This is a genomic window from Lysobacter cavernae (assembly GCF_042648505.1).
Taxonomy (GTDB): Bacteria; Pseudomonadota; Gammaproteobacteria; order Xanthomonadales; family Xanthomonadaceae; genus Lysobacter_L; species Lysobacter_L cavernae.
The window spans coordinates 92,281-116,137 of the sequence record NZ_JBHRXK010000002.1; the positions used below are offsets into that span (position 1 = coordinate 92,281).

General features: G+C 67.4%; 18 protein-coding genes and 1 tRNA gene. 13 read left to right on the top strand and 6 right to left on the bottom strand.

Translation table 11 applies throughout. The features are described 5' to 3' along the window. Window positions 1-11: 11 nt before the first annotated feature. From bfr to ACFOLC_RS04880, 3 genes are all read right to left on the bottom strand, one after another. Entirely contained in the window at window positions 12-482 is a 471-nt protein-coding gene (gene bfr / locus ACFOLC_RS04870) for a bacterioferritin (protein ID WP_386758111.1), read from the bottom strand. Window positions 483-593: 111 nt separating this feature from the next. Beyond that, entirely contained in the window at window positions 594-797 is a 204-nt protein-coding gene (locus ACFOLC_RS04875; RefSeq protein WP_386758112.1) for a (2Fe-2S)-binding protein, read from the bottom strand. A gap of 67 nt (window positions 798-864) precedes the next feature. After that, window positions 865-1,485, bottom strand: coding sequence for an RNA pyrophosphohydrolase (locus tag ACFOLC_RS04880; protein ID WP_386758113.1), 621 nt, complete (start codon window positions 1,483-1,485; stop codon window positions 865-867). Window positions 1,486-1,603: 118 nt separating this feature from the next. Here ACFOLC_RS04880 and ACFOLC_RS04885 point away from each other — a divergent pair. The 10 genes from ACFOLC_RS04885 to queD all read left to right on the top strand — a co-directional run bounded on the left by ACFOLC_RS04885 (window position 1,604) and on the right by queD (window position 11,359). Continuing rightward, window positions 1,604-1,680, top strand: a tRNA-Met gene (locus tag ACFOLC_RS04885). A gap of 546 nt (window positions 1,681-2,226) precedes the next feature. Next, window positions 2,227-3,021, top strand: a complete 795-nt coding sequence (locus ACFOLC_RS04890) for a DUF2092 domain-containing protein (RefSeq protein WP_386758114.1) — start codon at window positions 2,227-2,229, stop codon at window positions 3,019-3,021. Then, on the top strand, window positions 3,018-3,554 hold the full coding sequence (locus ACFOLC_RS04895) for a hypothetical protein (protein WP_386758115.1): 537 nt from the start codon (window positions 3,018-3,020) through the stop codon (window positions 3,552-3,554). Before ACFOLC_RS04890 ends, ACFOLC_RS04895 begins: the two co-directional genes overlap by 4 nt. Window positions 3,555-3,621: 67 nt before the next feature. Beyond that, window positions 3,622-4,419: a DUF2092 domain-containing protein gene (locus ACFOLC_RS04900; RefSeq protein ID WP_386758116.1), complete on the top strand. Its 798-nt coding sequence runs from the start codon at window positions 3,622-3,624 to the stop codon at window positions 4,417-4,419. Further along, complete coding sequence (locus ACFOLC_RS04905; protein ID WP_386758117.1) at window positions 4,416-4,940, top strand: hypothetical protein; 525 nt, start codon at window positions 4,416-4,418, stop codon at window positions 4,938-4,940. Before ACFOLC_RS04900 ends, ACFOLC_RS04905 begins: the two co-directional genes overlap by 4 nt. Before the next feature lie 84 nt (window positions 4,941-5,024). Further along, window positions 5,025-7,619 (top strand): hypothetical protein, encoded by a 2,595-nt coding sequence (locus ACFOLC_RS04910; RefSeq protein WP_386758118.1) that lies wholly within the window; start codon window positions 5,025-5,027, stop codon window positions 7,617-7,619. Between the two features lie 23 nt (window positions 7,620-7,642). Continuing rightward, window positions 7,643-8,614: a SphA family protein gene (locus tag ACFOLC_RS04915; RefSeq protein ID WP_386758119.1), complete on the top strand. Its 972-nt coding sequence runs from the start codon at window positions 7,643-7,645 to the stop codon at window positions 8,612-8,614. A 46-nt stretch (window positions 8,615-8,660) separates the two neighbouring features. After that, complete coding sequence (locus tag ACFOLC_RS04920; protein WP_386758120.1) at window positions 8,661-9,473, top strand: hypothetical protein; 813 nt, start codon at window positions 8,661-8,663, stop codon at window positions 9,471-9,473. A 151-nt stretch (window positions 9,474-9,624) separates the two neighbouring features. Continuing rightward, the gene (locus ACFOLC_RS04925) at window positions 9,625-10,884 is read left to right on the top strand and encodes a BamA/TamA family outer membrane protein (protein ID WP_386758121.1); all 1,260 of its coding nucleotides are present in this window, start codon (window positions 9,625-9,627) and stop codon (window positions 10,882-10,884) included. A gap of 118 nt (window positions 10,885-11,002) precedes the next feature. Then, window positions 11,003-11,359: a 6-carboxytetrahydropterin synthase QueD gene (queD, locus tag ACFOLC_RS04930; protein WP_386758122.1), complete on the top strand. Its 357-nt coding sequence runs from the start codon at window positions 11,003-11,005 to the stop codon at window positions 11,357-11,359. 43 nt (window positions 11,360-11,402) lie between these two features. Here queD and ACFOLC_RS04935 read toward each other — a convergent pair whose 3' ends face one another. After that, entirely contained in the window at window positions 11,403-13,670 is a 2,268-nt protein-coding gene (locus ACFOLC_RS04935; RefSeq protein ID WP_386758123.1) for a patatin-like phospholipase family protein, read from the bottom strand. Between the two features lie 210 nt (window positions 13,671-13,880). On the opposite strand from ACFOLC_RS04935, the gene ACFOLC_RS04940 reads away from it, so the two are divergent. Beyond that, on the top strand, window positions 13,881-14,276 hold the full coding sequence (locus tag ACFOLC_RS04940; protein ID WP_386758124.1) for a phasin family protein: 396 nt from the start codon (window positions 13,881-13,883) through the stop codon (window positions 14,274-14,276). Between the two features lie 171 nt (window positions 14,277-14,447). Here ACFOLC_RS04940 and ACFOLC_RS04945 read toward each other — a convergent pair whose 3' ends face one another. Continuing rightward, entirely contained in the window at window positions 14,448-17,621 is a 3,174-nt protein-coding gene (locus ACFOLC_RS04945) for a multidrug efflux RND transporter permease subunit (RefSeq protein ID WP_386758125.1), read from the bottom strand. 9 nt (window positions 17,622-17,630) lie between these two features. Next, window positions 17,631-18,806, bottom strand: a complete 1,176-nt coding sequence (locus ACFOLC_RS04950) for an efflux RND transporter periplasmic adaptor subunit (RefSeq protein WP_386758126.1) — start codon at window positions 18,804-18,806, stop codon at window positions 17,631-17,633. Between the two features lie 557 nt (window positions 18,807-19,363). Here ACFOLC_RS04950 and ACFOLC_RS04955 point away from each other — a divergent pair. Both ACFOLC_RS04955 and ACFOLC_RS04960 read left to right on the top strand, forming a co-directional pair. After that, complete coding sequence (locus ACFOLC_RS04955) at window positions 19,364-20,560, top strand: efflux RND transporter periplasmic adaptor subunit (RefSeq protein ID WP_386758127.1); 1,197 nt, start codon at window positions 19,364-19,366, stop codon at window positions 20,558-20,560. Between the two features lie 92 nt (window positions 20,561-20,652). Further along, a complete protein-coding gene (locus ACFOLC_RS04960) occupies window positions 20,653-23,817 on the top strand; it encodes an efflux RND transporter permease subunit (RefSeq protein WP_386758128.1) in 3,165 nt (1,054 codons plus the stop codon). Window positions 23,818-23,857 lie beyond the last annotated feature (40 nt).

A 23,857-nucleotide genomic window follows, 5' to 3' on the forward strand; every position in this document is an offset into this window, starting at 1 on the left:
CTCGGCAGCCGTTATCCCTCGACCTTGGTCAGCAGGTAGTTCTGCTCGCCCAAGCGCTCAATCAGCGACAGCTGGGTCTCGATCCAGTCGATGTGCTCTTCCTCGGAATCGAGGATATCGGCGAACAGCTTGCGGCTGACGTAGTCGTGGACGCTCTCGCAGTACTTGATCGCCTCGCGCAGCAGCGGCAGCGCTTCCAGCTCCAGCGCCAGATCGCAGTTGAGCACCTCGCGCGGGTTCTCGCCGATGCGCAGCTTGCCCAGCGCCTGGAAGTTCGGCAGGCCATCGAGAAACAGGATGCGCTCGGACAGCTTGTCGGCGTGCTTCATCTCGTCGATCGACTCGTGGTACTCGTGCTCGGCGAGTTCCTTCAGGCCCCAGTTCTTCAGCATCTTGGCGTGCAGGAAGTACTGGTTGATCGCGGTCAGCTCGTTGTAGAGCGCCTTGTTGAGGTATTCGATGACCTTGGCGTCGCCTTTCATGGCCGTGCTCCGTGTGCCTGCAATGGCGGCACTCTAGCCGCTTCGCGGCAACCGTGACGGAACGCGAATCGGGTGCAGGCGCGGGCGAGAATCAGTAGCTTTTGACGCGGCTCAGGCGGCTTGCTGCAGCACCGGGAACGGCAGATCCCGCACGGCGTGGACCGCGTCCAGCATCGACGACGCCATGTCCAGGCAGCTACCGCAGTTGGCACCGGCACCGGTGCGCATGGTCAGTTCGGTCACGCTGCGGCAACCGGCATCCGCGGCCTGGCGGATGTCGTGGTCGGTAACCCCATTGCAGATGCAGACGTACACGGTGGCGATGGTCGGGCAGGCAGCCGGATCGACTGCAGGGCCATTTCGCCACGAATGCGAATGATTGTCAATTAACCGCCGGATCGCCGCTGTTGCCACCCCGCACCGGCGCCCCGGGCCCGCGCGAACGCAGCCGCTGGCGGCTGCGTGCCGCGGAACCGCGCGGATCCTGAATGCGGATGTCCGGCCCCGGCAGCGGCACCGCCTCGCCGGCCACCTGCCGGGCCACGGGCGCCAAGTGGCGCAGCGCGCTGGCATAGACGCCGCGCTTGAACATCACCACGTGCTCGACCGGGTACCAGAAGTCGACCCAGCGCCAGTGATCGAACTCGGGTTTGTCGGTCAGGTCCAGGCGCAGGTCGGCCTCGCAGCCGGTCAGGCGCAACAGGAACCAGACCTGCTTCTGGCCGATGCAGACCAGCCGGTCGTTGCGGCGGATCGCCCGCTGCGGCAGGCGGTAGCGCAGCCAGCCCGGGGTCGCGCCGAGGACCTCGACGTGCTCGGGCAGCAGCCCGGTCTCCTCGCGCAGCTCACGGTACATGGCCTCGAGCGGCGTCTCGTCGGTGTTCATCCCGCCCTGCGGGAACTGCCAGCCGTCACGGTGCACGCGGCGGGCCCAGAACAGGCGGCCGTCCGGGTGCATCAGCACGATGCCGACATTGGGCCGGTAACCGTCCGGATCGATCACGATGCGGACTCCTTAATTCACTGCATCCGACTCTGCCACGACCCTGGCGGGGACTACAAGCCGCTCCAGACGATTGACGGCACCGCCCTGCGCATGAATAATTCGCGGTTCTCCGCGCGGCTATGTAGCTCAGCCGGTTAGAGCACAGCACTCATAATGCTGGGGTCGGTGGTTCGAGTCCACCCATAGCCACCATCCGCACGGATCGAAAACCCGCCCAACGGCGGGTTTTTCGTTTCCAGCGCAGCCCGAGCCATCCATACGCGATGGCTCGCCCGGTAAATCCTCCGCGCGCGACTCCTTGCAGCGCTTGTCCACGACGCACTCGACTGTGCCGAATGTGGGCAACACCTGCCCTGCGTCACTTACACCGCGCGTCATCACGAAAACTTCACGCGCCTCCGCGACACCATTGGCTTCATGTGAACGCGGGGCTACGGTGGCGTTCGCGACCCGCATACGACGAACTTGACCTGCGCCAACCGGTTCGGGATGAACGGTCGTCTGCGCAGCTGTAGCTGTGGGCCGCCTCCCGGGCACTCGCGGCACCTGTAACAAGCGCGGCGATTCAACTTATGAGGACGCGAAGGGCCAGGAGTCTGAGCGATTCATCATCCAATACAGCGCTCCAGGGTCGTCATCACGCGTTGATCACCTGTCTGTCAACCTGACTCCCAGGCCGTCAGATGACACCGACCAAGGACACGTTGCGCTACTTCACCGCTGTTCAAGGAGGGGACCATGCTTCGGATACCACCGTTGACACTGGCATTAGGCATCACGCTGCTGGCGATACCCTTGGCCCACGCCCAGTCCGCACCCGCGGCGGCGCCGTCCGCCGCGTCGGCCGCCATCGAACCGCAGGCCGTGGCCGCGTTGGAGCGCATGAGCGCCTACCTGCGCAAGCTCAAAGGCTTCACCTTGACCGGCACCACGTCGATCGAATACGTGATGGACGACGGCCAGAAGTACCTGTTCCCCGGCACGGTCGAATACCGGACGCAGCTGCCCGACCGGTTGTACGGGGCCGTGCGCAGCGAACAGCGCGAGCGCGAGTTCTTTTACGACGGCAAGACCTTCACCTTGTCCGCGCCGAAGCTGGGCTATTACGCCAGCGTGCCGGCCGCGGGCAATGTCGACGCCTTGCTGCGCGATGTCCACTCGCGTTACGGCCTGGAGATGCCGCTGGCCGACCTGTTCTGGTGGGGCACCGACAGCGCACCGGTGTCGGCGATCCGCGCCGCCAGCGTGGTCGGGCCGGCCAAGATCGACGGCCGCGACTGCACGCAATACGCCTTCCGCCAGGCCGGCGCCGACTGGCAGGTCTGGATCCAGTCGGGCGACCAGCCGCTGCCGCGCAAGCTGGTCATCACCAGCACCGGCGATGCGGCCCGCCCGCAATACGTCGCCCAACTGGACTGGAACAGTGCCACGCCCAGCGCCACCAGCTTCCGCTTCACTGCCCCGAAGGGCGCGCACCCGATCGTGATCCAGGAGATCGAAGTCGCCGCCAGCCGCCAGGAGACCGCGCCATGAGCCGCCATGATCGTATCCGCCCGCTGCTGATCGGAGCGCTGATCGTCGGTCTGTCCGGGCAATGGTGGATGGCCTCCACGGCCGAGGCACGCCGCCCCATCGGCCTGGCCCGCACCGCGATCAACCACCCGCCGGCGCCGCATCCGCACCCGGGCCCGGCGCCGCATCCCGGCCCGGGGCCTGCGCCCCACCCGGAGCCTGGCCCCGCGCCGCATCCGCCCGGTCCGGGGCCACACCCACCGGGTCCGGGACCGCATCCCCCTGGACCCGGACCGCATCCGCCAGGCCCGCCTCCGCCTCCGCCGCATCCCTACCCTTACTGGTACGACCACCCGTGGGCGACGGCCGCCGCGATCACCACCACCGCCGCGGTCACCGCTGCCGTGATCGGTTCGATGGTGTACTCGCTGCCACCGAGCTGCACCGCCGTGGTCGTCGGCAACGTCACCTACGAGCAGTGCGGCAGCACCTGGTACCAGCCGCAATACAGCGGCAGCCAGGTGACCTACATCGTGGTGAATTCGCCCTATTGAGTCGCAACCGCCCGGCCCGCCGTGCCGGGCGGACCGAGCAGCAAGTACCGAAACCCAAGGAGAGTCCATGTCACGCATCGCGTTGTTCCTGGCCCTGAACGCAGCGCTGTTCGCGCCGGCGGCGTTGGCCCAAACCAAGACGGCCCCTCCGGCCGCCGCCTCAGCCGCACCAACGGTCGATCCACGTGCCACCGCCGCTCTCGAGAAGATGGGCGCACATCTGCGCAGCCTCAAGCACTTCGGCCTGCACGCCGACACCGCCATCGACCTGGTCATGGAAGACGGGCAGAAGCTCGAATTCCCCGGCACCGTCGACTACAAGGTGCGCGCGCCGAACGGGCTGCAGGTTGACGTCAAGAGCGACCGCAAGGAACGCCAGATGTTCTTCGACGGCAAGACGCTGACCGTCTATGCGCCGAAGATGAAGTACTACGCCAGCGTCGACGCCCCCGGCACGATCCACGACCTGCTGTCCACCGCGCAGGACGATTTCGGCATCGAACTGCCGCTGGCCGACCTGTTCCTGTGGGGCACGCCGCAGGCGTCCAAGTCGGCGATCCAGTCGGCCGTGTTCGTCGGCCCGGCCCGCGTCGACGGCAGCGTCACCGAGCACTACGCGTTCCGCCAGCAGGACGTCGACTGGCAGGTGTGGATCGAGGTCGGTGACAAGCCGCTGCCGCGACGCCTGGTGATCACCACCACCGACGACCCGGCACTGCCGCAGTACGCAGCCACGCTGGACTGGAACACCAACGCCACGTTCAAGGATTCCAGCTTCACCTTCGCTCCGTCCAAGGATGCACAGCGCATCCAGTTGGCCGAGGTGGATGTAGTCGTTGTCGAGGACAAGGAGGGCACGCCATGAGCATCCGCACCCACGCTTCGACCCTGGGCCTGGCCCTGGGCCTGTTGGCCGGCGGCACCGGCCTGCTTGCGGCCAGCTTCGCGGCCGATGCCGGCCCGCACGCGCGCGGCGGTGCACGCACCAGCGTCAACCGGCCCGCACCGAGCCACAACGCCGGCGCCAACCGCTCCGCCAACGTCAACCGCAATGCCAACGTCAATCGCAACGCCAATATCAACCGCAACCGCAACACCAACGTCAATCGCAACACCAACATCAACGTCCACAACGATGTGAATATCGACGTCGACGATCATTGGCATGACGGCTGGTACGACCACCCGGTCGCCGCGGCGGCCGCGGTAACGACCGCCGCGGTGGTGACCTCGGCGGTGATCGGCTCGATCGTGACCTCGGTGCCACCCAGTTGCGTGACCACCGTGATCAACGGCATTGCCTACCAGCAGTGTGGCAGCACCTGGTACCAGCCGCAGTACGCCGGCAGCAACGTCACCTACATCGTCGTGAACCAGCCGCGCTGAGTGGCTGCCGGCTACCGTGTGATGGACGGCGGGCCGCCTGGCCCGCCCGACCTTTCCAGAAATAGCGCCCGACCGAGGTAACCCATGCGCATCGTTCCCACCGCCAAGGCCCTGGCCCTAGTCGCTGCGCTGCTGTGCGCGCCGGCCTGTGCCAAGGAACCTGCGCCCCCCGCATCGACGGCAGCCCCTGCTCCCTCCGCCGCCCCGGCGGCCACAACCGCCGCCGTCAACATCGACGCGCGCCCGTTTCCGCGCCAGTTCACCGTGCAGGGCACGCAGTTCAACATCCACCAGCCGCAGTACGACAGTTGGCAGGGCAACGCGCTCAAGGGCCGTTTCGCGATGTCGGTGAAGAGCGGCATCCACACCGGCGCCGATGGCAAGAGCCAGGACACGCTCGACTACGGCGTGGTCACCTTCAACGCCCGCACGCAGATCGACAAGGACGCGCGCGCGGTGGTGCTCAGCGGCATCAAGTTCGACAGCGCCAGCTTCCCGACCGCGGCCGCCAAGCAGGACCAGTACCTGCAGCTGGTGCGCGGTGCACTCAAGGAAAAGGGCACGCTGACAGTGTCGCTGGACCAGTTGGAATCGGCGCTGGCTATCGCCGCGATCGACGCCAAGACCGCTTCGCTGCCGGTGCGCAACGATCCGCCCGACATCATTTTCAGCACCGGCGCGGCCGTGCTGGTGCTGGTCGACGGCCAGCCCGCACTCAAGCCCAGCGGCGTCAGTGGCGTGCAGCGCGTGATCAACAGCCGCTCGCTGCTGCTGCAGCACGGCGGCAAGTACTACACGTATCTCGCTGGGCATTGGGCCTCGGCACCGGCACTCAACGGGCCATGGACCGCAGCGGCCAGCGTCGATGCAGCGCTGACCAACGCGATGAAACAGGCCGTCGCCAGCAAGCAGGTCGACACGCTCGACAACCCGCCCGAGGCGCTCAAGCAGGCGTTCGCCGCCGGCAAGCTCCCGGAGCTGTACGTGCGCACGCATCCGGCCGAGCTGATCACGACGCAGGGCGATCCGCAGTTCGTCGCCATCCCCGGCACCCGGCTGAGCTACATCGACAACACCGGTGCCGACGTGTTCGTCAACGGCGCCGCCGACCATGCCTGGTACGTGCTGGTGTCCGGCCGCTGGTTCACCGCCGCCGGCAGCAAGGGACCGTGGAGCTACGTCGCACCGGACAAGCTGCCGGCCGACTTCGCCAAGATCCCGGCAGACAGCGCGAAAAGCGGCGTGCTCGCCTCGATCCCGAACACGCCGGAATCGCGCGAGGCGCTGATCGCCAACGCCATCCCGCAGACCGCGACGGTCAACCGCAGCCAGGCCAAGCTCACCGTGCAGTACGACGGCGCGCCGCAGTTCCAGGCGATCGGCGGCACCTCGCTGCAGTACGCGCGCAACACGCCGGTGCCGGTGATCCGCGTCGCCGCCGACAGCTTCTACGCCGTCGACAAGGGCATCTGGTTCACCGCCACCGCAGCCACCGGCCCGTGGACGGTGGCGGCCAGCGTGCCGGCCGCGATCTACACGATCCCGACCAGCTCGCCGCTGCATTACGTCACCTACGTCCGCGTCTACGGCACCAGCGGCGACGACGTCTACGTCGGCTACACGCCGGGCTACTACGGCACCGTGGTGACCAGCAACGTCGTCGTCTACGGCAGCGGCTACGCCTGCACGCCGTGGATCGGCGCGTACTGGTATGGCTGCCCAGCCACCTACGGCATGGGCGTGTACTTCGGCTGGAACGCCTGGGTCGGCTGGACCTTCGGCTGGGGCTGGGGCTGGTACGACGGCTGGTACGGCCCGTATTCGCCGTGGTGGGGGCCTTGGTACGGCCCGGTCTATCCGTACGGCTGGTGGGGCGGCGGTGCCGCGGCGTGGAACGTCTACGGCCACTGGGGCAACGCCGCGGTGCGCGGTACGGCCGCCGCCTGGGCCGATCCGTGGACCGGCAACGTCGGTCGCGGCGCCCGCGGCGGTTTCTACAACGAGCGCACCGGCGGCCAGGGCATCGGCCGTGCCGGCATCAACACCAACGTCTACACCGGCACCACCCGCGCCGGCGCGCAGGGCATCCGCTACAACCCGCAGACCGGGCGCGTCGTCGCCGGCGAGCACGGCGTCGCGGTGAATCCATACACCGGTCGCGCGGCCGCAGGTGGCGATCGCACCGTGGTCAACACCAACACCGGACGCGTGACGCATGAAGCCGGCGGCGCCGTGGCCGGGCAGCACGGCGCGGCCGGTGCCGGCGGGTTCGACAGCCAAGGCGCGGGCGGCGACGCCAAAGGTGCCGGCAGCTTCCACTACAATGCCGACACCAGCACCTTGCACCACAGCGGCGCGATCGACGTCAACGACCAGGTCTACGCCGGCCACGACGGCAACGTCTACCGCCATGACGAGAACGGCTGGAGCAAGGTCACCCGGCCTGACACCTCGAACAACATCAGCGGAGAAACCCGCCACACCGACCCGGGCAATCTCGACCGCGACCGCTTCGCCCGCGAGCGCGGCGACCAGCGCATCAACGGCAATTTCCCGCAGCGCAGCGAGCGCCCGCAGGGCGGCTTCCAGCGCCCGGCCGGTGGCTTCGAGCGTCCGGTCGGCGGTTTCCGCCCCGGCCTGGGCGCGCGCCCGATGGGCGGCGGTTTCCGTCGCCGCTGACCCAACTCAATGAGAACTGCACGATGACCCAGTACTCCTGCCGCACCGTTCCGATGCTCAAGCGCAGCCTGCTCACCCTGGCGCTGTGCGCGCTTCCGTTGGCCCAGGCCGCTGCCACCGAAGGCGGACTGGGTCGCCCGATCACCGGCATCCAGGGCACGTCCTACTCCGGTCTGATCCCACCGACGCCGGGCTGGAACCTGCAGATCGGCTACGTCCATTACGCCGGCGAGATCGGCGGCCAGCGCGAAATCCCGGTCGGTGGCGTCGCCTCGCTGGGCCTGGATGCGACGTTCGACATGATGTCGGCCACCGGCCTGTACATCTGGGACACCGGCGAGGGCCGCTGGAACTTCGCCTCGATGGCAACGGTGCCGTTCATCTACATCGACGCCACCGCCAACGTGCAGCTCGGCCCGGTCCAGCGCCAGGTCAACGACGTCGGCAACGGCCTGTTCGACGCGTTCTTCGCCCCGGTCATTGCCAGCTACCACATCGACAAGCTGCGTCACGTGTCGATGTCGCTGTACGTGTACGCGCCGACCGGCGACTACGAGGCTGGCGCACTGGCCAACCCCAGTCTCAACAACTGGACGTTCTCGCCGACCTTCGGCTACACCCAGCTGTTCCAGGAAGGCACTCTGGAATGGAGCAGTACCGCCGCGGTCGACATCTACACCAAGAACGACGACACCGACTACGAGAATGGCGCGGTGTTCCGCCTGGACTCGGTGCTGATCAAACGCTTCGGCAACGGCTGGGGCTTCGGCGGTGCCGGCGGCTGGATTGAGCAGCTGGAAGACGACAAGGGCGCGACCGCCGACCGCCTCAACGGCTTCAAGGGTCACTCGCTCGCGCTCGGACCGATCGTCACCTACGCCAAGAAGTGGGACGGTGGCCAGGTCGAGTTTTCAGCGCGCTACCTGACCGAGTTCGACGTGAAGAACCGCCTCGAAGGCGACCCGTTCATGCTCTCGGCGAGCTTCCAGTTCTGACGCCTGCTACCGCCTGCCGTATCCGCTTCTGGAGTTGGAAATAATGATGAAACCCCGCGCACTCACGTTGATCCTGCTGGCCTCGGCCGCCCTGCCCGCATTCGCCCAGCAGGCGAGCGAAGGCGGCGGATCGTCGGCCGACGACATCTCCCGCAAGCTGGCCGACCCCGGTGCGGCGCTGATCTCGGTGCCGTTCCAGTACAACTACCAGGGCAGTGCCGGTCCCGGCAGCAACTACGACAACCAGACGCTGAAGGTGCAGCCGGTGATCCCCTTCGTCGGCGACAAGGGCAAGTTCATCCTGCGTCCGATCCTGCCGTTCGTCTCCAACGAGTTCCCGCAGGACAAGAGCGGCCTGGGCGACGTGTTCGTGCAGGGCTATTACATCCCGTCGCACCCGGGTCAGGCGCGCAGCACCGAGTTCGGTTTCGGCCCGGCGCTGATGCTCGACACCGCCAGCCACGACAGCCTGGGCACGGGCAAGTACTCGATCGGCCCGGCCTTCATCGCGGTGCACAAGACCAAGAAGTGGACGATCGGCGCGCTGGCCAACCACCTGTGGTCGTTCGCCGGCGACGACGACCGCGACGACGTCAGCGTCACCAACGTGCAGCCGTTCATCACCCGCAGTCTGGCCAACGGCTGGTCGGCCGGTTTCACCTCCGAGACCTCCTACAACTGGGAGGCCGGCAGCGGCAACGAGTGGACGGTGCCGATCGGCGGCACGATCTCCAAGGTCACACACTTCGGCCACATGCCGGTCAGCATCGGCGTGGGCGGTTTCTACAACGTCGACCGGCCGGAGTACGCCAGCCGCTGGACCGCGCGCTTGATGATCACGCTGGTGTTCCCGGAGTGAGTGCGTCGCAGCGCGCGAACGCATGGCCCATCGTGCGATTGCAATGACGCCTTGCCGGCTGCGTCGAGACGCCTCAATGCAGCCGGCATATGCAATCGACGCGGCCCGCAGCATTCCGGCGACCGCCCCCCGCATCCTGTCGAGGATACCCATGCGAGCCTCAGCCCAAACCCTTGTGTTCCTAGCCCTGGCATGCGCCGGTGCGGCCCACGCCGACGACGATACCGCGGTGGCCACGCGCGCGACCGATGCGGCCCCGGCAGCGGTCCCAGCCCCCCCGACCGCGGACACAACAGCGGCCCCAGCCACGGACGCAACGCCGACCCCGGCCGCCCACACCAGCCTGTTCAAGGACCCGCTGGACGGCAAGTTCGACCTGTCGCGCTGGCTGCTCGAGCACAAGGGCTTCCTGCCGGTGCCGATCGTCATCACCGATCCCGCGCTCGGCTACGGCGGCGGCGTCATGCTGGCTTTCTTCCATCGTCCCAAGGGCAGCGCGCCGACGCGCACTGGCTCTGACGGCAAGCAGGAGATGATCACGCCCAACATCTACGGCGTCGGCGGCATGAAGACCGAAAACGGCAGCACGGCTTATGGCGCCGGAGCGGTCATGCACTTCGACGAAGACCGCTGGCGCTACATGGGCGGCATCGGTGTTGCCGACCTCAACGTTGATTTCTATACCAGCGGCCGTTTGTTCCCGGCGCAGGAGGTTGCGGTCAACCTGAACAGCAAGGCATCGTTCCAGCGGGTGGCGCGCCGGCTCGGCGAGCAGGACATGTTCCTGTCGCTCGCCTGGATCTACATGGACATCGATCCGCGCCTGCAAGTGGCGGAAGACCGCAAGCACTTCACCGACCTGGATTTCGAGCAGGTCAGTTCCGGACTCGGCCTCGGGCTGGAATACGACACCCGCGACAATCCGTTCACGCCGTCCAAGGGCTACTTCGGCAAGGTCGAAGGCAATTTCTACATGCCTGCGATCGGCAGCGACGTGAAGTTCCAGAGTTATCGCACCCACGGCTACGGCTACTGGCCGCTGGGCACGAAACTGGTGCTCGGCGGCCGCGCCGACATGCGCGCGGCCGAAGGCGACATACCCTTCTACCGCCTGCCCTACATCGACCTGCGCGGCGTACCCTCGGCCCGCTACCAGGACACCCGCGTCGGCATGCTGGAAACGGAACTGCGCTGGAACATGACCCCGCGCTGGGCCACGATCGGCTTCCTCGGCGCCGGCCGCGCCTGGGGCGACCGCTCCAGCTTCGGCGACGCCTCGACCGCGGTCAGCAAGGGCGTCGGCCTGCGTTACCTGATCGCCCGCCAGATGGGCTTGTATGTTGGCGCCGATTACGCTTGGGGGCCGGAAGACGAGACCGTCATCATCCAGGTCGGCAGCGCCTGGCACTGAGCGCCGGAGGGCTAGCACGCACGAATGCACGTTCACGGAAGGGGCCTTGTGGCCCCTTCCGTGCATCCAGGGCGATCGCGGCCCGCCCCGCGTTGTCCACGGGCGCTAAAATGCCGCCATGAAGATTTTCAAGGCATTCACGCTCGAAGCCGCGCACCGCCTGCCCCACGTGCCGGAAGGGCACAAGTGCGCGCGCCTGCACGGCCACAGTTTCCGCATCGAACTGCACGTCGAGGGCGAGCTCGACCCGCATCTGGGCTGGGTGATGGACTTCGCCGACCTCAAGGCGGCGTTCCAGCCGCTGTACGACCGGCTCGACCACCACTACCTCAACGACATCGACGGCCTCGACAACCCGACCAGTGAACGGCTGGCGGTGTGGATCTGGGAGCGCCTGAAGCCGGCGCTGCCGCTGCTGTCGGAGGTGGTGGTGCACGAGACCTGCACCTCCGGCTGCCATTACCGCGGCGTTTAAGCCGCGGTTTACGTCGCCCCACCCACTTCGACCGCGACGCGCGCTATTTGACGCGCGGACGCAGCAGTGAGCCGAAGGTCAGGTACCAGGACGACTCGCCGTCGTCGTTGCCACCGTAGGCCAGGAACATCGGCCCCAGCGGCGTACTGAAGCCCACGAACAGGCTGCCGGCGATGATCAGGTCGTCGGCATCGACGTTGTCCTGGCTGAACCAGGCGTTGCCGGTTTCCAGGCTGGCGCCGACGTACATCGGCAACGAGAACAGCCTGCTGGTGTTGCCGGTGCGTCGGTACGCGACGGCGCGCGCCAACGCAGTCTGGTTGCCGAACAGCGCGCGCTCCTCGAAACCGGACAGGTTGAGGAAGCCGCCGAGGAAGTCCTGGGCCTGGAAGAAGTTGTCGTCTTCCAGCGCGCTGGTCAGGCGCGCACCCAGCAGCAGGTGGTAGCGTCCCCAGGCGCGGGCCCAGTCCGCGGTCAGTCGCGCGACGTTGCCGTTGACGTCGGCGCCCATGACATCGTAGTAGGCCTCCATGTCGGCACTGACGCGCAAGCCGCGGGTGGGGAAGTTGATGTTGTCCAGCGTGTCCCAGGTGGCGTTGTAGAGCACCCCGGCGTACTCCTCCTTGTCGCCATCGATCACACCCGGGGTACCGATGAGCAGGTCGGCACGGTCACGGCCGCGCACCAGTTCCGCGCTGACCCTCCATTCGGGTTGCGGCGACCAGCCGGCCTCCAGGCCCAGCTGACGCCGGTTGACGCGGAATTCGGCCAGGTGATGGCCCTGCACCCACAACGGCAGGGACTCGTTGCGCAGGTCCAGCGACGGCTGCAGGTAGAACGCGCCCGTCTCGCCGAAGGGTTGGTAGAACTCCGAGCGCAGGCCGGTGATCCGCCCCAGCCGGAACACGTTGCGCCACTCCGCGCCCAGTGAATTGACGTCGTTGAAGGTCAGCTCGGCCGACACCAGGTAGCTGTTGCCACCGTTGAAGTTGTCGTCGAGCTGGAAACCGAGTTTGCCAAACGCCGACCACGCCTTGAGCGCCGGAATGATCTCAAGACCGGTCTCGCCGTTGCGCTCGACCACGCGGTAGTCGATCTGCTGGAAACGGCCATCGCCGTAGGCGCTGCCGAGGTCCTTCTCGACGCGGTCGGCGTCGAACGGCTCGCCCACGTTCTCGGCCATGGCGCGCTCGACCTGGCGCATGGCCGACGGCGAGCGGCCCTTCACCACATCGAGGAATGCCACCAGCCCCGGATCGAAATCACGACGCCGCTGGCGGGCCTCGAACGCAGCATAGGTGGCTTCGTCGACCGACAGCGCGCGCAGCCGCGGCAAGGCCGCCTCGGCCGCGCGCTCGCCGATCTCGATCGCCTCCTTGCCGCGGTTGAACTGGGCCGAGGTGATGTCGCCCAGTTCGGGCGTGATCAGCACGTCCTGCGGGCCGAGCGTGGCGAGCACGCGCCGGGTTTTTTCGATCATCAGCGCGCTGATCATCTGGTCCATGATCACGACCGGGTTGGTCAGCGACTCCTCCTTGTGCAGCGGCGAGCCGACGTCGACCACGATCAGCTGCTGCGCGCCCATGTCGCGCACGACGTCGACCGGGACGTTATCGACCATGCCGCCGTCGACCAGCAGGCGGCCGTCGACGCGCACCGGTGCGAACGCGCCCGGCACCGACATGCTCGAGCGGATCGCCAGCGCCAGGTCGCCGTCGTCGAACACGACCTTGTCGCCGGTGACGATGTCGGCGGCGACGGCACGGAACGGGATCGGCAGCGCGTCAAAGTCCTTGGCATTCCATGTCGACAACGTGAGCCGGCGCAGCAGCATCAGCAGCTTCTGCCCCTGCACGAACCCGACCGGCAAGACCACGTGGCCATCCGTGTAACCGATCTCCAGGTCGAGCAGGTAACGGAAGTCGGCGTCCTTGCGCCGCATCGGCAGGCCTTCGCGCGGCGGGTCATCGACGAACATGTCGGCCCAGTCGATGGTCTCGATCAGGGTTTCCATTTCCGCCGGGGTGTAGCCGGTCGCGTACAGGCCACCCACGATCGAGCCCATGCTGGTGCCGGCGACGCGGCAGACCGGGATGCGCTCGCGTTCAAGCACCTTGAGCACGCCGATGTGCGCCGAGCCGCGGGCGCCGCCGCCACCGAGGACCAGGCCGATGCAGGGCGCGGAGCCGGGGCCGTCCGCAGCCCGGGCCGGGACGGCGGCCATCAGCCCACCCAGTGCCAGCACGGCGGCCAACCCGAACCGCTGCAACCCCAGGGGCACCCCACCGGCAGGCCGGTTCACGTCGCGCATCATCGTCTCGTCATCCTCGAAAGTGACCGGCCGTCCATCGGCCTTCCGGCAGCCGCCGGTCCACTGATTCTGCCATTGGAACGTGGCCGCCAACGACAGCTGAATCCGCATTCGGCGGGCTTACAACCAATGTTGCATCGCAACAAATTCCGGATTATGCTGCACCGCACAATCCGACCTCCCCCGGCCGGTGATCGCAGGAGTCCTGCCATGTACCAGTTCAACGAACAGTTTGCCGCCGCGACGCGCCAGTTCGCGGACACGGCAGCCCAGGTCAACCGCCTCGCCCTCGACAACGCCGAGGCCGTGTTCGGCCTGCAGTTGACGGCGATCGAGGACCGCGTCAACGCCACGTTCGCCTTCCTCGGCGAGGCCGCCGAAGCGCGCGATTTCGACAGCCTCAAGACCCTGTGGCCGAAGGGCGTGCAGGTCGCGCGCGAGAACATCGAGCGCGCCGTCAGCACCGGTCAGGATGCCCTCGGCCGCACCCTCAAGGCGCAGGAAGCGATCGGCGAGTTGACCAAGTCGCAGCTCGAGACCAGCGCCAAGACCGCCCAAGCCAACGTCGACAAGGCCACCAAGGCTGCGTCCAGGTCGGCCAAGTAACCGTCTCTCTCCGCCGGCCCCCTCCCTCGGCGGAAACCCGGCAGCGCAAGCTGCCGGGTTTTTTATTGCCTGGGCGAGCGGGCAGTACGTTGCGCCGGCCCCCGCACGCACGCCGCGCAGAAACGACAAGCCCGCCGTGAAGGCGGGCCTGTCGCGCGGGGCAACCGATGCTCAGCGCGCCGGTTGCAGCTCCTCGTCATCGTCGCGGACGATCACCGGCTTCTCGTCGAGCTTGTCGCCGAGCACGCGCCGCACCACCACGTAGAACACCGGGATCAGCAGCAGGCCCAGGAACGTGGCGAAGATCATGCCGCCGATCACGCCGGTGCCGATCGCGTGGCGCGAGTTGGCGCCGGCGCCGGACGAGATCGCCAGCGGGATCACGCCCATGATGAACGCGAACGAGGTCATCAGGATCGGGCGGAAGCGCAGGTGCGCGGCCTCGACCGTCGCCTCGCGCAGGGTCTTGCCGGCTTGGCGCTGCTCGATGGCGAACTCGACGATCAGGATCGCGTTCTTTGCCGCCAGGCCCATCACCGTGATCAGGCCGATCTTGAAGTAGATGTCGTCGGGCAGGCCGCGCGCGAGCGAGAACAGCACCGCGCCGAGCACGCCCAGCGGCACCACCAGCAGCACTGCCACCGGCACCGACCAGCTCTCGTACAGCGCTGCTAGGCACAGGAACACCACCAGGATCGACAGCGCCATCAGCATCGGCGCCTGGTTGCCGGACAGGATTTCCTGGTAGGACTGGCCGGTCCAGTCGTAGCCGAAGCCTTCCGGCAGGTCGTTCTCGACGATCTGCTGCATCACCTCCATCGCCTCGCCGGAGCTGTGGCCCGGCGCCTGCGCACCGACGATCTCGACCGCGGAATAGCCGTTGTAACGGGTCAGCGACGGCGAGGCCATGGTCCACTGGCTCTTGACCACGTTCGACAGCGGGATCATCGCGCCGGTGGTCGGATCGGTGTCGTCGGTTGCACCCGCCAACGGGCTGGGCGTGTAGAACCGCGTCAGCGAATCCGGCCCGGTGCGGAACGGCGCATCGGCCTGCATGGTCACGCGCTTGATGCGGCCGCCGTCGACGAAGTCGTTGACGTAGATCGGCGCCAGCATCAGCTGGATCGAGCTGTAGATGTCGGCCACCGACAACCCCATCGCCTGCGCCTGCACGCGATCGACGTCGAGCTTGAGCTGCGGCGCGTCCTCCAGCGTGTTCGGCCGCACCGCGGTCAGGGCCGGGTTCTGGTTGGCCTTGCCGAGCAGGGTATTGCGCGCCTGCGTCAGTGCCGCGCGGCCCTGGCCGCCGCGATCCTGCAGGTACATGTCGAAGCCGCCGAACTGGCCCAGGCCGCTGACCGTCGGCAGGTTGATCACGAACATCTGCGCGTCGCGGATGCCGTACAGGGCCTTGTTGGCGCCCTGGATGAACTCCATCGCGGTGACCTTGCGCTCATCCCAGGGCTTGAGGCGGATGAAGGCCAGGCCCACGTTCTCGCCCTGGCCCATGAAGCTGAAGCCGGCGACCTGCATCATGCCGTCGTAGCCTTCCTGCTTCTCCAGCGTGCCGCGCATCTGCTCGAACACGCGCTGGGTGCGGTCCAGGGTCGCCCCCGACGGCAGCTGCACCAGGGCGATCGCGTAGCCCTGGTCCTCTTCCGGCAGGAAGCTGCCCGGCATGCGCGTGTAGAAGAACCCGCACAGCACCGCCAGCAGCGCGAACACCAACATCCAGCGCGGCGCATGCTTGACCGCATGGCCGATGTGGCCGACGTAGGTCTTGGCGACCTTGTCGTAGTACTTGTTGAAGGTGCGGAAGATGAAGTTTTCGCGGTGGTGGTCGGCGGTCGGCTTGAGCAGCGTCGCGCACAGCGCCGGGGTGAAGCCCAGCGCCAGGAACGCCGAGAAACCCATCGCCATGGCGATGGTGATGGCGAACTGCTTGTAGATCTCGCCGGCACTGCCGCCCTGGAACGCACTGGGGATGAACACCGCCGCCAGCACCACGGTAATGGCCACGACCGCGCCGCTGATCTGGTTCATCGACTTGCGCGTGGCCGACTTCGGCGACAGGCCTTCCTCGGTCATGATGCGCTCGACGTTCTCGATCACCACGATCGCGTCGTCGACCACGATGCCGATGGCCAGCACCATGCCGAACAGGCTGAGCTGGTTGATGGTGAAGCCGATCACGTACATGCCCAGGAACGTGCCCAGCAATGCAATCGGGATCACCAGGGTCGGGATCAGCGTGGCCCGCAGGTTCTGCAGGAAGATCAGCATCACCAGGAACACCAGCACGATGGCTTCGATCAGGGTCTTGACCACCTCCTCGATCGAGACCTGCACGAAGGTCGAGCTGTCGTACGGCGAGAACCAGCTCACGCCCTGCGGGAAGCTGGCGGCCAGCTGGTCCATGCGCGCGCGCACTTCCTCGGCCACGCCCAGCGCGTTGGCGCCTGGCGCCAGCTGGATGGCGAAGGCGCCGGTGGGCTTGCCGTTCCACTTGGTGTCGACACCGTAGCTCTGCGCGCCGAGCTGGATGCGGGCGACGTCGCGCAGGCGCACCGTGGTGCCGTCCTGGTTGGCGCGCAGGATGATGTTACCAAACTGCTCCGGCGTGCTGAAGCGGCCCTCGGCCGAGACCGTGGCGGTGTAGGCCTGCTCCTGTGGCGACGGCTCGGAGCCGATCGAACCGGCGGCGAACTGCACGTTCTGGCCGCGCACCGCCGCCAGCGCCTGGCTGGCCGACAGGCCGTAGCCACGCAGCTGGTCGGGGTTCAACCAGATGTTCATCGCGTATTCGCTGCCGAACTGCTGGGTGCTGCCGACACCGGGCACGCGCGCGATCTGGTCGAGCACGCGCGAACCGATCAGGTCGCTGAGCGCGTTGCGGTCGACGTTCGGATTCTCCGAGCGCACCGCCACCACCATCAGGAAGCCGGGGTTGGCCTTGGCCACGACCACGCCCTGCTGCACCACCTCGGTCGGCAGCCGTGGCGTCGCCAGCGACACCTTGTTCTGCACCTGCACCTGGGCGATGTCGGGATCGGTGCCCGGCTCGAAGGTCAGGGTGATCGAGCTGCGCCCGGACGAGCTGGACGAGGAGCTGAAGTAATCCAGGTTGTCGATGCCGGTGAGCTGCTGCTCGATCACCTGGGTGACCGCGCCTTCGGCGGTCTCGGCGCTGGCGCCGGGGTAGCTGGCCGACACCGTGACCTGCGGCGGCGCGATGTTGGGGTAGGACTCGACGCCAAGATTGAAGATCGCGAGCACGCCACCGAGCGAGATCAGGATCGCGATGACCCAGGCGAAGACCGGGTGGTTGATGAAGAATCTGGACATGGCGGTGGATCAGTCCTTCGCGGCCGGGGCCGCCGGCTTGTCGCTGGCGGCGGCGTTGGCGGGCGCGCCGTTGCCCGATCCTGGCATGGCCTTGGCCGGCTGCCCGGGCTGGGCGCGCTGGATGCCCGAGATGATCACCTGGTCGCCCGGCGCCAGCCCCTTGCTCACCACCCAGTTCGCGCCCTGGGCGCGATCGGCGGTGACGTCCTTGCGCGCGACCTTGCCGTCGCTGCCGACCACCAGCACGTAGGCGCCGCTGGCGTCGCGCAGCAGCCCGGTCTGCGGCACCAGATAGGCATTGGCCTGCTCGCCGAGCACCGCCTTGAGGGTGACGTAGGTGCCGGGCAGCAGGGTCTTGTCCGGGTTGGGCACGCGCGCGCGCAACGCGATCGCGCCGGTGGCCGGGTCGACCACGTCACCGGAGAAGTCCAGCGTACCCTTGCGCTCGTAGACGCTGCCGTCGGGGAGGATCACCTGCACCTCGGCCCGGTCCGCACCGGCGACCTGGGCACTGCGGATCTGCTCAAGCTCGGCCACACTCAGCGAGAAGTTCACGTACAGCTGGTCGATCTGGTCGACCGTGGTCAGCAGCGTCGCCGTGCCCTGCCCGACCAGTGCGCCCTCGGTGACCTGCTGCTTGCCGGCGCGGCCGTTGATCGGCGAGCGCACGGTGGCATAGCCCAGGTTGATGCGGGCATTGGCCAGCGCCGCTTCGGCCTGCTTCACCGACGCGCTGCCGCTGCGCTCGGCGGCGAGGGCGTTGTCGAGGTCGGACTTGGAAATGAAGTTGGCCGGTGCCAGCTGGCGGGCCCGACTGGCCGTGGCCTTGGCGTTGGCATAGGAGGCCTGGGCCGCCGCCACCGCCGCCTGGGCCTGGCCGACTTCGGCCTGCAGCTGCGCCGGATCGATCTGGAACAGCACCTGCCCCACCTTGACGTCGCTGCCCTCCTCGTAGACGCGGCGCTGCAGCACGCCCGGCACGCGGGCGCGCACGTCGGCGCTGCGGTAAGCGGCCAGGCGGCCGACCAGGTCCTTCTGCAGCGGCACATTGGCCGGCTGCACCTTGACCACGCCCACTTCCGGCGGCGGCATGCCCCCTTGGGCGGCGTCCTTGTCGCCGCCGCAGGCGGACAGTGCGAGGGCCAACGCGGCGGCCAGTGCCACCGAGCGCAGGTTCATGACCATGGGGGAAGACTCCGATTGCTTCATATAAGGGTGAGCGGTTCTGCTCTACGGCTTTCTAATTCCTATACCGGCCAGTCTAACATTCGACACTGACCGCCCACCCCCCATTAGTCATGACGGCGGTGGCACGCGCCAGATCAGGCAAACAGGCTCGGCGCAGGGGAGTGCACTACGGTAACGGTGGTGCCCGGGGCGGCGACGTGAAAACCGCAAGCAACCGCAGGGCGACGCAGGCCGGGCGAACCACGAGCCCGGTTCCAGCACACGCCACCGCCCCCTGACGATCGGCCCATGCCTTCCCGGCCAGCACTGCGTACGCTCCGCGCGCGCTACCGCAATGCGCGTGCGTCACAATAGCGATCGCCCGTTGACAGTCGGCCGGCGCCTGCGGGTTCGTGCAAACACGAACGATGGGAACCGCAACGCTCATGCCGCCGAGCGGATCGCGCGCACGAATCGGTGCGGCGGTACGACGGCATCGCTCCGGCGAACGCCGCACGGCCCGACACTGCCCCTCGCCTCGCCGGCGCTAAGGATTTTTCCAAGGATAAAGCTCCATGGCCAAGCACGACCCGTACTCCCTCCAGCGCGCTCCATCCACGCGCAAGCGCATGATCTGGATGCTGTTGATCACCGGGCTGGTGTTCGGCGGCGTGTTCGCCGTCAAGGCGTTCTTCGCCAGCCAGACCAACCAGTTCTTCGACAACATGCCGCAGCCGCCGGTGGCGGTCAGCGCCTACACCGCCCAGCAGGAAAGCTGGAGCGACGCCCAGGAAGCGGTTGGCACGCTGGTCGCGGTCAACGGCACCGAGGTCACCACCGAGTCCGGCGGCGTGGTCAAGGCGATCGCCTTCGACGCCGGCCAGCCGGTCAAGGCCGGTACGTTGCTGGTGCAGCTCAATTCGGCCAACGAGTTGGCCACGCTGAAATCGCTGGAAGCCTCGGCGAAGCTGGCCGCCGTGCAGGCCGACCGTTGGCGCAAGCTGGCGACCGACAAACTGGTGTCGGTGGACGAGGCGCAGCAGCGCGCCACCGCCGCGGCGACCGCACAGGCGCAGGTGGAGGCGCAACGCGCCTTGATCGCGCAGAAGACGGTGCGCGCACCGTTCGATGGCGTGCTCGGCATCCGCAAGGTCAACCTCGGCCAGTACCTCAATCCGGGCGATCCGATCGTGAGCCTGCAGTCGCTGGACCCGATCTATCTCAACTTCACCCTGCCCGAGCAGCGCATGTCGCAGACCCACGAGGGCACCGCGATCCGCGCCACGGTCGATGCCCTGCCGGGCCAGGCCTTCGAAGGCCGGATCACCGCGATCGACCCCAACGTCGATGCCAGCACGCGCAACTTCGCCGTGCAGGCCACGCTGCGCAATCCCAAGCGTGACCTGCGCCCGGGCACGTTCGCACGGGTGGATTTCGAATCGGGCCAGGCGCGGCGCGTGGTCGTGATCCCGCAGACCGCGGTCAGCTTCAATCCATACGGCAACGCGGTGTACGTGATCAGCGAGAAAGCCGCCGCGCCGGGCGCCCAGGGCGCCGATGGCAAGCCCGCCGGCCCCACGCTGTCGGTGCAGCAGCGCTTCATCAAGACCGGCACGACCCGCGGCGACCTGGTGGCGGTGACCGACGGCCTCAAGCCGGGCGAACGCGTGGTGACCAGCGGCCTGCTCAAGCTGCGCAACGACGCGCAGATCACCATCAACAACAAGGTGGAGCCGACGGCGCAGGCACGCCCGACCCCGGAGAACCGCTGACATGGCGGCCCCGCATTCGTCCTCGCCGGACGGCATGACGCCACCTCTTCCCCCCAACCTTCTTCGGCGCGAAGAAGGGGAGAAATAAGCGGATGAAATTCACCGACATCTTCGTCAACAAACCGGTGCTGGCGGTCGTCGTCAGCCTGTTCATCCTGTTGTTCGGCCTGCGCGCCTACAGCTCGCTCAACGTGCGCGAGTACCCGGAGCTGCAGAACGCGGTAATCAACGTCAGCACCGCCTACTACGGTGCCGACGCCGACCTGATCCAGGGCTTCATCACCACCCCGCTGGAGCGCGAGGTCGCCAGCGCCGAGGGCATCGACTACCTCACCTCGAGCAGTTCGGCCGGCATCAGCACGATCCAGGCCTACATCCGCCTCGACCACAACGCCAACGAGGCGCTCACCCAGATCTCGGCCAAGGTCAACAAGCTGCGCGGGCAGCTGCCGCCGGAGTCGGAAGACCCGGTGATCGAGCTGCAGCAGGGCCAGCAGATCGCGGCGATGTACGTGTCGTTCGCCAGCGAGGTACTCGACAACAACCAGATCACCGACTACCTCACCCGCGTCGTCGAACCCAAGCTGGCGACGATCCCGGGCGTGCAGCGTGCCGAGATCCTCGGCGCCGGTACCTTCGCCATGCGCGTATGGCTCAAGCCGGACCGGATGACCGCGCTCAAGGTCACCGCCAGCGACGTCGACGCCGCCTTGCGCAACAACAACGTGCTGTCCGCGCTGGGCTCGACCAAGGGCCAGATGGTGGCGATCGACCTCACCGCGCGCACCGACCTGCGCAACGCCGAGGAGTTCCGCCAGCTGGTGGTTCGCGAGCAGGACGGCGCGATCGTGCGCCTGGGCGACGTCGCCGACGTGGTGCTGGGCTCGGAACAGTACGGAACCTCGGTGCGCATCAACGGCGACGCGGCCACCTTCATGGGCATCTTCGTCTCGCCTGACGCAAATTCGCTGGACGTGATCCGCGACGTGCGCAAGGTCTGGGACAGCGAGATCATCCCGCAGTTGCCGCAGGGCATGAAGGGCACCATCCCCTACGACAGCACCGAGGCGATCCAGGACGCCATCGACGAGGTCATCCAGACCATCATCGAGGCGGTGATCATCGTGATCGTGGTGATCTACCTGTTCCTGGGCTCGCTGCGCAGCGTGATCATCCCGGCGGTGACGGTGCCGCTGTCGCTGGTCGGCACGTTGTTCCTGATGCTGCTGATGGGTTTCACCATCAACCTGCTGACGCTGCTGGCGATGGTGCTGGCGATCGGGATAGTGGTAGACGACGCGATCATCGTGCTGGAGAACGTGCACCGCCACATCGAGGAGGGCATGTCGCCCTATGACGCGGCGATCAAAGGCGCGCGCGAGCTGGCCTGGCCGGTGGTGGCGATGACCACCACGCTGGTGGCGGTGTACCTGCCGATCGGCTTCCAGGGCGGCCTCACCGGCGTGCTGTTCACCGAGTTCGCCTTCACCCTGGCCGGTTCGGTGCTGCTGTCGGGCGTGATCGCGCTGACCCTGTCACCGATGATGTGCGCCAAGCTGCTCAAGCCGCACACCCAGGGCGGCAAGGGCCGGCTGGAATCGTGGCTGGACGCGCGCTTCGACCGGCTGCGCCAGGGCTACCAGAACCGCCTGCACGGCGCGCTGGCGACCAAGGGCGTGATCGCGCTGTTCGGAGCGATCGTGTTCGTCTCCTGCGTGTTCCTGTACATGGGATCGCCGAAGGAGCCGGCACCGGCCGAGGACCAGGGCTTCATCTTCTCGATCGGCAGCGCCGACCCGGCGTCCACGCTCGACTACGTCGAGCGCTACACCGAGGAGATCACCCAGATCGCCAAGGGCGTGCCGGAAGTGGACAACTACTTCCTGTTCAACGGCGGCTTCGGCGGTGGCGGCGGCGCCAGCAACAGCGCCATGGCCGGCTTCGTGCTCAAGCCGTGGAGCGAACGCGAGCGATCGACCAAGCAGGTGCTGGAACAGGAGCTGCAACCGAAGATCGCCGAGGTCACCGGGCTCAACGTGTTCGCGCTGATCCCGCCGCCGCTGCCCAGCGCCGGCGGCGACGGCGGCGGCGAGTTCGTCATCGGCGGCATCGGCTCGCTGGAGCAGTTGCAGGAACTGGCCGACGCGATCCTCGCCAAGGCCTACGCGAGCAAGCGCTTCATCTTCCTCGACAAGGACCTGAAGATCGACAAGCCGCGCATCGAGGTGCAGATCGACCGCGACAAGGCGGCCACGCTCGGCATCGACATGCGCACGCTGGCCGCCGACATGACCGCGATGCTGTCGGGCGGCTATGCCAACCGCTTCGCCATGCAGAACCGCTCCTACCGGGTGATCCCGCAGGTGCAGCGCAGCGACCGCCTCAACGCCGAGCAGTTGGGCAACTACTACACCCGCACCCGCGACGGCGAGCTGATCCCGCTGTCGACCATCGTCACGCTCAAGGAAAGTGCGCAGCCGCAGACGCTCAAGCGCTTCCAGCAGCTCAACGCGGTCGGCATCAGCTTCGCGCCGCGCCCGGGCGTGAGCAAGGGCGAGGCGCTGACGATCCTGGAGAACGCGGCCAAGGAAGTGCTGCCGCAGGGCTACAGCGTCGACTACGCCGGCGAGTCGCGCCAGTTCAAGCAGGAAGGCGCGGCGATGCTGGTGACGATGGCGTTCGCGCTGATCATCATCTTCCTGGTGCTGTCGGCGCAGTTCGAGAGTTTCCGCGACGCGCTGATCATGCTGGTCACCGTGCCGATGGCGATCTGCGGCGCGCTGCTGGTGCTCAACGTGCTGGCCCTGCTGAGCAACATCCTGGGCTTCGCCGGGATCGAGGCCTTCCCCGGGATGAGCATCAACATCTACACCCAGGTCGGCCTGGTGACCCTGGTCGGCGTGATCTCCAAGCACGGCATCCTGATCGTGGAATTCGCCAACAAGCTGCAACTCGACCGTGGCCTGAGCAAGCGCGAGGCGATCGAGGAAGCCGCCGCGATCCGTCTGCGCCCGGTGCTGATGACCACCGCCGCGCTGGTGTTCGCGATGGTGCCGCTGCTGATCGCCACCGGCCCGGGTGCGGCCTCGCGCTTCTCGATGGGTGTGGTGATTGCCAGCGGCATGTTGATCGGCACGACGTTCACGCTGTTCGTGCTGCCGGCGTTCTACCTGTACATGGCGCGCGACCACAGTGCGCACCGGGCGCAGACCGGCGCGGCACTGCCACCGGCGACGCCGGCACCGCAGCATGGCTGAGGCCAGTCGATGCCGTGGCACAAAGGGCGCCCAAGGCGCC